Below are 12,011 nucleotides of genomic sequence, written 5' to 3'. Positions count from 1 at the left end.
ACGTATGCCGGTTTTCAAGACCGGTGCTTTCAACCACTCAGCCATCTCTCCGTAACTGCGGTGTATGATAGCGATCACATTTTAAATTGTAAAGTACCTCACAAACCGTATGCACAACTTTTATGCATTCAAACGATATCGTGAAGGGTTACACATCACCTTATAATCATTAACGTAATTACCTGCCTAAAAACCACACAGCAAACCCATTTATTCGTTATAGTTCACTATTCAAATACGCCTGAATCTCTGTTTGAACTCGATTAAACTCAGCTTCAGGTAGGTAATAAGCATTATCTGATGAAAAATGTAATTCATCTTGCTTTAAACAAATATTAATAACAGCTTGATCTGCGAAAAATAACATAATAAAAGCGCTATCAAACTCAACGCGTAAGATCGCAGCTTTATTCACTGTAAGATTATTATCAATTATCAATCCACGTTTCATGATAAATACCGATTTAAAAATTCTGCTGTTACCATAGCGCATTAATAAAATATAAACAGAGAAACAAAATAATATTGATTTTTTCAATCATTTAACGCTGTACTCTTACAGTATAATCAATGCTAACGAGTCGCTTCATCAACCACGCTTTTCTCTGCTGTTTTCTCTTTGGCGGGCTCATCTTTAACTGCATTTTGAAAACCTTTTAAGGCATAGCCCAAATCACTGCCTAAGGTTCTTAATTTTTTTGTTCCAAATAACAATACGAAAATAACAGCAACAATAAGTAACTTGCCAATACTGATTTCACCCATGATGTTTATTCCTGTTATTTAGTTGCAATATTAGATTGGTGACTACGGTAAACGTCAGACTCATAACGATCTTTTAATGCTGCAAAAATAAATACAGCAGAAAAGCACAGGCTAATTACATCTTTTGCAAACAAAAACTCAGGGTAAACATGCGTTAGGAATAAATAAATTAGACACCATACGGAAACAATTTGTAGTGCGACAGTTACCAATTGCTGCCACGTTGATTTTAAAAAACCAGTACGAGTTAACATGGCTGCAAAAAAGACAACAGCCACTACCATTTCAATATTAAAAAACATATAACCACCTTATATTCAAAACATTATTTGATGGTATAAAGTTTGATCTAAGGTTTATGTAATAAATACATTAAGTCATATAAAATTTTTATAAAGATAAGTATCAAATAAGAATTCAAACATATTAAGTATCGGCGATTTCTCCATTGATCAAACGGTATCCCACCCCATTTTCAGTGATGATATATTGAGGTTGAGCGGGTGATTGTTCTATTTTATGGCGAAGTTGAGCAATATGAATACGCACATAATGGGCATGTTCCGTATAATTACCGCCCCATACCTCTTTTAATATTTGCTTATGTGTCAGTACCTTCCCCATGTTTTTAGCCAATAAGGTTAGTATCTTATACTCCTTAGGCGTTAATTTAATACTTTCACCGTTATACATTACCGTTTGCATAGCCATATCGAGTAATACATCGCCAAATCGGTATTGGCTTACTTCTGTCGCTGTACAATGGGAATGTAACCGAAGAGCAACCCGAATACGGGCTAATAACTCTTCACTACCAAATGGCTTTGTTAAATAATCATTCGCACCAGCATCTAAAGCCTGCACTTTATCCGCTTCTTTATCACGTGCTGATATTACAATAATCGGCGTTTCCGTCCAGGTACGTAGCTCTTTAGTAAAGTCTAAGCCATCGGCATCCGGTAACCCTAAATCCAGTAGCACTAAGTGCGGGTTCCAAGTCACTATTTGCTTGAGCCCTTCCTGTGCGGTTTCTACTGTTTTTACGCTATAACCATGCCCCGTCGTTAATATATCTAAAAAGCGACGAATTGGCGCTTCATCTTCAATGACTAATATTTTGGTATCACTATTCATAAATGCCTGTTAAATCGTATTTATCACAAGGAATGGTTACCGTAAAAATGCTACCACCGCCAACTCTTGGCGAGACACAAATAGTACCGTTGTGGGCTGAAACAATCAGCTTACAAATAGCTAAGCCTAATCCCGTTCCTTTAACTTTGGTGTGTTCTGAGCGATAAAAACGCTCAAAAATACGTTGCGTTTCATCGGGTGCAACACCGCAACCTCTATCAGCAATTTCAATAATAAAGCATCCTTTTTTATAGCCTGTCGTGATATCAATCGCTTCACCAACAGGGCTATACTTAGCTGCGTTTTCAATAAGGTTTGCGATAATTTGTTCAATTAGCGCATAATCGAGTGAAACTAACATGGTTTCACCCGTTAGGTTTATTGGGTGTAACTTAACAACTTGCTCTATTCTTTTCGTTGCACTGCCAATCACTTCTTCAGGCTCTACCCAATCTCGATTAGGGATCAAGGTTTTCGTACTATAACGACTAATATCTAATAGTTTGGTTAAGCTGCGGTTTAAGCTATAGCCTTCCTCAGCTATAGATTGTAATAACTCTTTTTGAGTCTCCATCGGCAGCTTTATTGTCGGATCACTTAAAGTCGTCGCTGTACCAATAATCGACCCTAATGGCGTTTTTAAATCATGAGAAACTGCCGCTAATAGTGTATTACGCATCTGCTCTAATTGGTTTGCTTCTTTAGCGATCGTAAGTGCACTGTTTGCTTCTGAGCGTGATAAAGATAAGCTAATTAAAGTGGTTAAAATAGGATTAAACCGTTGTCCTTGCTGTGATTGAATCACCAAGACCCCAAACAATCCTGCTTGCCCACAAAGCGGATGTAATACCAAAGAGGCGGATAACATTTCGCTTGATTGCTCTCCTCGCAACATAAAACGTTCAACTACCGAGTAATACTCACTTTGCTGTAAATGATGATGAGAAGCTAAACAAAAGAGTGAGGGTGAAAATAACCAGATTTGCGCTTTAAACTGTCCCTTTCGTTCTAAGTGTTTTATCGCTGATTGGGCAATCGCTTGGCTTTCATTAAGCGAGGCTAATTCTGATGCAAGATAATAATTACTATTTAATTCAGATTTTAATAGTTTATTTTTATTAATTTCACGCTGTTGAGATTGCGTTATTTTAACCGCAAACACACCACTAAAAGCCATAACGGTGAAAGTAATAATATGCTGATAATTTTGAAATTTGAATGAATTGTGTTCAGGTAAAACAAAAAAGTGAAAGGCAACAATACTGATAGCCGTGATCACATACGCAAATTTTCGCCGTAACCAGAATCCACTCACAATATTGAGTAGCAATAACAGCATTGCAGTATCTGTTTCAATGATCACATCACGGAATCTTACCCCGATATATGTCACCAAAATATATAGCACCAACAATATCGCAGTTTTATTTAGATCATTCCAATTTGTTCGATTCGTCATCAATTAAGCTATTTATCTTACCACCAAGACCAAATAATACCTTCAAGGTATGTACTGATAAAGAAAAAAGAGCTTCAATAATTAGCACCACACTGATGGGATAACCATGAAGCTCTTAACATAGAGAATATGAGCGTTAAATCTCCATATGTACCCCAATTTCAATTAACCTATCTTGCGGTACATGTAGCCGTTCTGAGGTTCTCAACGCATTTCGGCTCAATAATATAAACAGCCTTGCTTTTAAATCATGCCATAGCGTCGTCCGTTTCAACTTCATTCGTTCAGATGACATAAAGAACACGGTATCAACCTCATGTAATGAGAAACCTTTACCATTACAGGCTGTGAATATTTGATCCATATCTAATGACTCTTGATAACCCACGTATGCAATCATCTGCCAAAATGAAGGCGATATTTGCTTTACCTCAATCCGTTTAAGAGGATGGACCCGTGGCTGATCGGGGTATTTAAATGTCAGCAACACATTACGTTCATGCAGTGTTTCGTTATATTTTAAATTATTGACCAAGGATGCAGGGACATGCTCTTCATTACGGGTGAAATACACCGCAGTCCCCGATGCTCGAGGCCAATCTTTTTGCTCTAACTCATTAACCATCGCCTCAGCTGACAACGGTTGCTTGATTAATTGGCTGATCCTTTCTCGCTCTAAATACCACGTGATCATCAAAAGAAATACAATTGAACCTATCGTTAATGGAAGCCAACCACCATCTGAGAATTTCAACGATGTTGCGATAAACAATAATGCGTCATAGAGCAACATGAATACCGCATACTGAATGACAAACGCTAATTTCCATCCCCATAAATAGCGCGCAACAACAATAATAAATAATGATGATATCAACATTGTTGCTGTTACAGCGATGCCATAGGCTGCCGCTAAACGCTCTGAGCTACCAAACGTCAGTACGACAGTGATCACTAATAAAAATAATAAAAAATTAGCTAATGGAACATAGATCTGACCTTGCTCTTGCTGTGAAGTATGGTGAATTTGAACAGGAGGTAGAAACCCTAAATTCACCGCTTGGCGAGTTAATGAAAAAATGCCAGAAATAACGGCCTGTGAAGCAATCACAGTGGCAAAGGTCGCTAATATCACCAAAGGTAAACGTAGCATTTCTGGTGCTAACATAAAGAATGGATTATCAATATCTCCTTGCTTGGATAATACTAATGCGCCTTGTCCGTAATAATTTAATACTAAACATGGCATCACAATAAAAAACCATGCTAAACGAATCGGTTTTATGCCAAAGTGCCCCATATCTGCATATAACGCTTCAACCCCAGTTACCGCTAAAACAACCACACCTAAAGTAAATAAAGTTGCTGCTCCGTGGTTTAAAGCAAAGCGCGTAGCATAAATCGGATTTAGTGCATCTAATACGGTTGGATTTTTAATAATACTCAGTAAACCTAAAATACCAATCGTACCAAACCATAGCAGCATGATAGGCGCAAACAGCCGTCCAATTTTTCCTGAACCGTATTTTTGAATAGCAAACAAAGCACAAATAATCGTAATAGCTATCGGTAAAATCATCGGTGTAAAACTGCTATTTATTACGGTTATCCCTTCAACTGCAGATAATACTGACATCGCAGGTGTAATAATGGCTTCACCAAAAAAGAAACCAGCGGCCAGCATACCTAGAAATAATATTCCTTTCTTAAACTGAATCGGCGCTACGTTATGTGCTAAAGACGTTAATGTTAAAACGCCACCTTCACCTTTATTGGAAGCCCGTGTGACTAACGCTAAATATTTAATACATACCGTTATCACAAAGGTCCAAAACACTAATGAAAGAATGCCAAAAACGTTTGCTTGGTTAATGGCTATCGAGTGCTCACCTTCAAACATCGCTTTGAAGGCATATAATGGGCTGGTTCCAATATCACCATACACAATCCCAATAGATAGGCACGTCAGTACCCATAAAGACTGTTTTTGATTTTGCATCGTTGATTTTCATGTACATCCCGTATCAGGGAGACACTGTACCTTATGACGAAATAGAAGCACGCAGGGTAACAAGGCGAATATAAAGAAAGGGTAAGATTTACGAAGAAAAATATAAAGAAAATATAAAGTTTGTGTATTTTTAATACTAAAAGTTTAATTGTAGTACGTGATAAAAAAACAACGACTTTTATATTAAATATATTATACAACGTTCAAATAAAATATTTACAAATAAAAAAAGAGCGCAAGAAATATTCTTACGCTCTTTTTTAATATCTATTTTTCAACATTATCATGCTTTCATTATCGAACTAAATATTCTCGATATTCTTGCCTGATGTTTCAAATCTGTATTTATACGTTACCCATGCACCTAATATTGATGTCGCAACTAGGCAAAGTAATAAATTAAATACCCCTATCTCATGCATTAAAATAGGGAATAAAAACGCCGTTAAAATTGCTCCCAGCTTTGCAATAGATGCGGCAAAACCTGCACCTTTAGCTCGAATTTTAACTGGAAACACCTCACCCGAAATTAAATAGGTTTGCGCATTAGGACCAAGGTTATTCATGAAGTTGAACAACATAAAGCCTAAAAACAGCATATATATTTGATAGTCACTATTGAGCTTTATAGACACAGCAGCGCAAGCTAAACCAACTGCACAGCCGATAAAGCCATAAATTTGTAACTTCATACGGCCAATCGATTCAGAATAAATAATGGCGCAAATCACTCCAACAATGAGCAATGAGTCAATCAATGCCGTACCTTTCGCTGAATAGACAATGCTCGCTATCGTACTATGAAGCGCATCTCCCGTGGTCACTACATGCGGATCAAGCACCGAAGCTAAAATAACAGGGGTAAAAATACCAATACCATATGTGCCTAAATCTTGGATAAACCAAGGAGCAGAAGCTAAAATGGTTTTCGCGCGGTACTTTTGCTTAAATAACTTCTTGTATCCACCTAACCATGAATGGGCATCTTCACCTTCAGTGCAAGGTACAACCATCAATGTCATATCAGACTGAGGATCACGATTTAATAATCGTTTCAGTGATTTTTCAGCCTCTTTTCCGCGTTTTTTCGACAGTAACCAGTGAGCACTTTCTGGAATAAAGAAACGTGCTACCGTTATTGCCAATGATGGTATTAATGCCAATATGTACATTAAGCGCCATGCATTAATATTATCAACATAAGTCAGTACGATAATGCCTGTAAGGATCCCTAACAAAACACCAACCGACTGAAAAGCAAACGCACCAAGCACCAATTTACCGCGATTTTTAGTCGGAATACTTTCCGAAATCATCAAGTGTGCTGTTGGATAATCACACCCTAATGCTAAGCCAATACCAAAATTAAACAGTAAGATAGCAAGATAAGATTGGCTACATGCCATACCGACTAAGCAAACAGAAAGTAATGCCATCTCAATGATAAACATTTTCTTTCGTCCGTAGAGATCAGATAGCCCACCTAACGCACTAGCACCAATTAATATACCGAACAATATTGAAGAGCTCAGAGTACCTTTTTGGAATTCTGTTAAATGAAATTGTAGCGTAATCAAGGGCAAAGTTAGCCCCATCATAAACACGATCATTCCTTCGAAAAACTTTCCAAATGTCGCCAATAACCAAATTCGCCACTGTACCTTTGTCATTGACAGGCAAAAACGGTTTGACCCTTCTTTCCATATCGATGTGTCATCAATATAGTTTTGAATAGTTTTTTGACATTGAATATCTAGATTTTGATTCATGTTAAAAATCAGCAATGCTTATAGTCTTGCGACCAATATAAGTATTAAAGGTGCGCGTATATAAACACAGACGAGAGTAAAAATATAAGATATATTTTCTCTTGACTTAATGGATAAATTCACAATATAAAAAGAAATATATCGATATATTTCAGTTAAATAATAAACATGACCAGTATTGATAGAGTAATCATACAGTTAAAGTGCTTAATTTCAGTTAGAACTCTGCATTCATACTAATTTTTTATTTTAAAGTCATCATTATAAATCAAATATAAAATCTAATTTTTATATTATGATCATTCAGGTGTTTTTTTAATTGCATTACATCACACAAAAAATAGACACCTGCACTTAATGAGAATAAAAGAATCCTAAACATCCAAATAAAGCCCACATAATAATGTAGGCTATTTTTTGAAAAAACATCAATATAATGTTACATAAACTAACTAGAAAGATACTTATTAATATCGACTTTGTCTATTTGCTTTTCTGGTAAAAACTTTTCAGCATATTGCATATACACACCACTTGATAAGAACAATTTAAATAGCGCCATATCAATATGTTCATCTAACGCCATCTTATACAAGATATCTATCGCAACACTTAATGGTTTAGCCTTCTTATAAGGACGATCGGCAGCTGTGAGCGCTTCAAAAATATCAGATATCACTAAAATTCGTTCAGGAGTGCTCAGATCCTTTGCTGATAACTTACGTGGATACCCTGTCCCTTTCATCGTCTCATGGTGTGTTGAAGCATAACGAGGAACACGGGCAAGATCATCAGGGAACGGAAGACTTTCTAACATCTTAATTGTACTGATCATATGCTCATTAATCTTAAAGCGATCTTCTGCTGTTAATGTGCCGCGTTTAATGGTCAGGTTATAAATCTCCCCCAGATTGTATTGAAGCTCAGGTACTTGCATTTTGATCCCAAACGCAGGATCAAAACTTAGCTCATGAATACGCTCAATTCGGTGCTCTGGTTTATCTGACAATAAATACTCTTCAACAGGTAACCTTTGTGATTTTTCCGGCACTTTCAGTTCTTCTAATGGCGATAACCCCAAGCGATCATCAAAATGGCGTAACCATGTTTTATTGGCAATTTCATGTATACGAGTAATATGTTCATCACTCATAAACTCACCGCCAACATTGGCGTTAGCGACAAATTTATAGTCATCTTGTAACTTTTTTTTCGCCTGGTTTAAGGTCGATAATGCTATTTCTTGCTCATGCGGATTATCGATAACATGCTGTAAATAATTTAGTTCCGCGTCACGCCATAGCACTTCAAAACGCATTCTGATTTCATGAATACGATTATAGTTTGCTTCTAACTTCGTCCCTTTATCAACAATATGCTCAGGCGTGGTGATCTTGCCACAATCATGAAGCCATGCCGCAATTCTAAATTCTCGACGTTCAGCTGCATTTTTAAAGCGGAAATCAGCAAACTGTCCTTGTTTTGATTGCTCGACTTCATGGGCGAACATCAAGGCAATTTCAGGTACACGATTACAATGTCCTGCAGTATAGGGAGATTTATCATCAATCGCTTGAGCGATTAATTGAATAAATGATTCAACAAACTCTTCTTGCCGTTTTTCGTGTTCTTGAAGCGATTCAGCAACACGGTAAATTGACATCGAAAGTTCATGGAACTCTTTAATTCTAGTTGGGATCACAACAACATCTTCATAACGCCGCTGTTTCACTTTTTTATTTTCTTCACGAAGCCGCAAAATTGGTTTAACTATCGGTTTAGCGCAAAGTCCTGCCAATGGCAGTAATATAAGCAATAATAGAGCTGAAGCATAAATTGATGTGCGAATTTTTTCTTCGCTGGCAGCGTAAACTGATGCTTTGGGTACTATCGAAGCAAAAAAGATTTGATCATGCCCACCACGCCGTACATCGCGCACATAATAAAAAAAGTCATCGTCATTACTATTCATTTCTATCAGTTGGTTCTGATAAGACTCATCTGCTGCAAAATCGATTAATTCTACATAAGGAACAACACCAGCACGATTCACTTCCGCATTAGAGCCTAACCATTTCTGCTGTAAATATTGTTTCTGCTGAGGAGTTAAGGCTTCAATAGCACGATTAATAATATTTAAAAGCGCCTTTTTCTCAGGAGGTAATACTAATGATAAGGTTAAGTTATTTTCAATATTTAAAGCATGATACGACAGATCATTAATCATAAACTGTTCAGAGACATAACTGAGTACCGCTTGCGCATCAATAAATGCATCAACATCTCCCTCACTGACCGCTCTTAAAGCCTCATCAACATGTGAGTACGTCACAATATCAATTAAAGGGTATTTTTCTTTAATTAGTGAGATAATTGACCAGTTACTTAATAATGCTAAGCGTTTACCATTCAGGTCTTGTAACCTCTCATAATGTTCATTATCAGAAACAGCTATTGCAAAAGAAGATTTGAATAAAGGTTGACTAAAAACACCTAATCTATGATTACTTGGAACATCAGGTACAGCAGTTAGGATATCTAACACCCCATTACTATATGCCTTTCGTAACCCTTGCGATCCCACCCCATTAAAAAAATCAAATTCAAGCCCAGTCGATTAACTCACCATATATAGCAAATCAGGGATCAAGCCAGCAGGACGGCCTGATATGGTAAAATCTATTGGTGCCCAATTATCTTTATTTGATACACGTAATATATGAGTATCATCAATCAATTTCTGTTCTTCTGGTGTTAAAACTAAAGGCTTAGAGGGTGGAAGAGGTAATTGACCAAAAGAAGGTTCGCTACTTGCCACCAACTCTCCTGATGGCAAATAAAGGAAATTTTGACTTCCATCGCTAACATTATTTTCTTGTAATAATTTATTAAAATGTGACAGCGTAAAATCGATACCTACAACAATCTTTCCTTTATCACTAGGAACCTCTGTAGAATAAGTAATACCTGTAACTTCTTCAGGTAAGAATAAATAGGGTTCACTACGGAAAACAGAACCTCGTTTCGCATTTTTATACCAAGGACGCAGTGTTGGCGAATAAAAAGCGTTACGTTTTATTTTTTTTCGCAAATTAAAATCGGCATCATAAAAATAATCATATTGTTTCATGCCTTCCGAATCAGCACTACGCTCTATAATCAGCCACCGATCTTGCTTTAACGCATTATTTTTTCGCCTTACATCGGACATAGAATCCAAATTAATGACAATATATGCGTAGTTTTTTTCAGTCCCAATAAAGGCACTGTAAAAGCTAGGATTATCTTTTAAAACATTTGTGAAAATACTTCGTATGACATCTTTTGATGGAGAATGAAGAATGGTTCCCAAATGTGATAGATACTTTACAGTCGTGATCGCATCATCACTCACATCTGTCACTGCATCAGATACTGATTCAGCCAACATTTGATACTTGGTTCTTGCTTGCTCTCTTGCCATCTCTTTACTGTGATAGTACTGAAGACCAATGGCAATAGACGATGTCATCAAGGTAATAAACACTAAGAGTGAAACGACTATCGTCTTTATGCTTATCCTTTTGTTACTAAAAAGAGTCCATGCACGCATACTTATACTATCCCATCACTTTCTTACAGTTACGACAAATCATACAAATAATTAACCCTATCAATAACAATTATTCAGCATAATTCCGATAAAGATAACAAATTAACGTCAAAAAACTAAAGAAGAACAACAGAAATAATTACGTTAGATAAAACGATAGCTGTCTACATTCACGACACATGTAAACAAGTAAAGTAGGAATAGTAGGTGTAAAAAATTTTGCTTAAGTTGAATACTTAAACAAAGGGTGACTGCATAGCGACTATTCTAACAAATTATGAACAGCGACACTTTATTTTTAAAATTGAAGTCGATTTAGATGTTTTCACAATTTCAATTTTATTGTCTTTAATATCTGCCCATTGAGATAGTAGTCTCGATAGTTCATCTTTCATCATTTGAACATTGTATGGAATGCGATTAGTCCGTAACTCACCAAGCAAACGCTGCTTAGCGACAGATGCAGAGCCTAATACTGGCCTATCGATTTGTTTCTTTTTCCATAGATTAAACATGCTCAATATCCCTATCACCTAATACTTTTCTACGATTATAGTGTAGTTTTTAATTTAGTTACATTTTATCGATGTTTTCACGATCTTGATCAAACAAGTTTTATCAAAGATCATTTGTAACCCGTACTTAAAAGATATCGACCGTTTTTCTAAAACATTAATGAATAATTAAGCCGCAAATTATATTTACGGCTTATGTTTATTTTGATAATGAAGTAAATAATCTACACTATCGCAGGTTCATCAAATGCGGTGAGTGACAACACTGGCCCTGTGTATTTCTCAATTTTCACAACAGATGAGTTACCCGCACAACCATTGGCTAAACGAGACGTCGGAATATCGCCAGTCAGCACATTACAACCACCGTTTTTACAAATCCCTGTAGCTGGATCTAGATCAGGCCATGCGCCTTCATGAATACAGACCGAGCCTTGCTTAATACCATCAGTAATGTAAGCACCTACTAGCACTTGACCTCGATGATTATATGCCCGCACTAAATCACCTTGCTTGATACCGCGCGGTTTAGCATCTTCAGGGTGAATAGAGATCGGCTCACGATCCGCAATCGCGTATTCTTTACGAAGTTCAGCATAGTTCAACTGACTATGAAGACGGTGTGCAGCATGGGATGTCATTAACTGTAATTCACCATCTTTCGCATTATCAACCCACTCTGTTGGTGCTAACCACGTTGGATGAGGAGGACAGTCCGCATAGTTGTAACCTTCAATGGTTTTCGAGAAGATGAAAACGATATTTA

10 protein-coding genes and 2 pseudogenes are annotated in these 12,011 nt (G+C 36.8%); all 12 read right to left on the bottom strand.

Going from position 1 to position 12,011, the window contains the following annotated elements; genetic code table 11:
* Positions 1–217: 217 nt before the first annotated feature.
* Positions 218–451, bottom strand: a complete 234-nt coding sequence (locus I3259_RS15020; protein ID WP_238030365.1) for a hypothetical protein — start codon at positions 449–451, stop codon at positions 218–220.
* Positions 452–573: 122 nt separating this feature from the next.
* Positions 574–765 carry a Sec-independent protein translocase subunit TatA gene (locus tag I3259_RS15015; RefSeq protein ID WP_238030364.1) on the bottom strand — a complete coding sequence of 64 codons (192 nt, stop codon included), beginning with the start codon at positions 763–765 and terminating at the stop codon, positions 574–576.
* 14 nt (positions 766–779) lie between these two features.
* On the bottom strand, positions 780–1,067 hold the full coding sequence (locus I3259_RS15010) for a hypothetical protein (RefSeq protein WP_238030363.1): 288 nt from the start codon (positions 1,065–1,067) through the stop codon (positions 780–782).
* A 124-nt stretch (positions 1,068–1,191) separates the two neighbouring features.
* Positions 1,192–1,899, bottom strand: a complete 708-nt coding sequence (locus I3259_RS15005; RefSeq protein ID WP_238030362.1) for a response regulator — start codon at positions 1,897–1,899, stop codon at positions 1,192–1,194.
* Complete coding sequence (locus I3259_RS15000; RefSeq protein WP_238030361.1) at positions 1,892–3,358, bottom strand: ATP-binding protein; 1,467 nt, start codon at positions 3,356–3,358, stop codon at positions 1,892–1,894. The genes I3259_RS15005 and I3259_RS15000 overlap by 8 nt, the downstream gene beginning before the upstream one ends.
* Positions 3,359–3,494: 136 nt before the next feature.
* Positions 3,495–5,357 (bottom strand): potassium transporter Kup, encoded by a 1,863-nt coding sequence (locus tag I3259_RS14995; protein ID WP_238030360.1) that lies wholly within the window; start codon positions 5,355–5,357, stop codon positions 3,495–3,497.
* A gap of 314 nt (positions 5,358–5,671) precedes the next feature.
* Positions 5,672–7,138 carry an MFS transporter gene (locus I3259_RS14990; protein ID WP_238030359.1) on the bottom strand — a complete coding sequence of 489 codons (1,467 nt, stop codon included), beginning with the start codon at positions 7,136–7,138 and terminating at the stop codon, positions 5,672–5,674.
* A 448-nt stretch (positions 7,139–7,586) separates the two neighbouring features.
* Complete coding sequence (locus I3259_RS20270) at positions 7,587–8,291, bottom strand: HD domain-containing phosphohydrolase (protein ID WP_346769453.1); 705 nt, start codon at positions 8,289–8,291, stop codon at positions 7,587–7,589.
* Between the two features lie 924 nt (positions 8,292–9,215).
* A pseudogene (locus I3259_RS20265) lies at positions 9,216–9,737 on the bottom strand (transporter substrate-binding domain-containing protein); the annotation flags it as partial.
* Positions 9,738–9,755: 18 nt separating this feature from the next.
* Complete coding sequence (locus I3259_RS14980) at positions 9,756–10,730, bottom strand: hypothetical protein (RefSeq protein ID WP_238030357.1); 975 nt, start codon at positions 10,728–10,730, stop codon at positions 9,756–9,758.
* Between the two features lie 275 nt (positions 10,731–11,005).
* Positions 11,006–11,245: a cell division topological specificity factor MinE gene (locus tag I3259_RS14975; RefSeq protein WP_238030356.1), complete on the bottom strand. Its 240-nt coding sequence runs from the start codon at positions 11,243–11,245 to the stop codon at positions 11,006–11,008.
* Positions 11,246–11,469: 224 nt separating this feature from the next.
* Positions 11,470–12,003, bottom strand: a pseudogene (locus I3259_RS14970) (molybdopterin dinucleotide binding domain-containing protein); the annotation flags it as partial.
* Between the last annotated feature and the right edge of the window lie 8 nt (positions 12,004–12,011).

This window comes from Photobacterium sp. Ph5 (assembly GCF_022129445.1).
Classification (GTDB): Bacteria; Pseudomonadota; Gammaproteobacteria; order Enterobacterales; family Vibrionaceae; genus Photobacterium.
The sequence above is the reverse complement of the archived record's forward strand: the minus strand, read 5'-3'. Positions and strand labels throughout refer to the sequence as shown.

Bases quoted from the DNA above. Each gene is read 5' to 3' on its own strand.
- I3259_RS14975 (WP_238030356.1), bottom strand. From the start codon at position 11,245: ATGTTTAATCTATGGAAAAAGAAACAAATCGATAGGCCAGTATTAGGC.
- I3259_RS15020 (WP_238030365.1), bottom strand. From the start codon at position 451: ATGAAACGTGGATTGATAATTGATAATAATCTTACAGTGAATAAAGCT.
- I3259_RS15015 (WP_238030364.1), bottom strand. From the start codon at position 765: ATGGGTGAAATCAGTATTGGCAAGTTACTTATTGTTGCTGTTATTTTC.
- I3259_RS14990 (WP_238030359.1), bottom strand. From the start codon at position 7,138: ATGAATCAAAATCTAGATATTCAATGTCAAAAAACTATTCAAAACTAT.
- I3259_RS15000 (WP_238030361.1), bottom strand. From the start codon at position 3,358: ATGACGAATCGAACAAATTGGAATGATCTAAATAAAACTGCGATATTG.
- I3259_RS15005 (WP_238030362.1), bottom strand. From the start codon at position 1,899: ATGAATAGTGATACCAAAATATTAGTCATTGAAGATGAAGCGCCAATT.
- I3259_RS20270 (WP_346769453.1), bottom strand. From the start codon at position 8,291: ATGAGTGATGAACATATTACTCGTATACATGAAATTGCCAATAAAACA.
- I3259_RS14980 (WP_238030357.1), bottom strand. From the start codon at position 10,730: ATGCGTGCATGGACTCTTTTTAGTAACAAAAGGATAAGCATAAAGACG.
- I3259_RS15010 (WP_238030363.1), bottom strand. From the start codon at position 1,067: ATGTTTTTTAATATTGAAATGGTAGTGGCTGTTGTCTTTTTTGCAGCC.
- I3259_RS14995 (WP_238030360.1), bottom strand. From the start codon at position 5,357: ATGCAAAATCAAAAACAGTCTTTATGGGTACTGACGTGCCTATCTATT.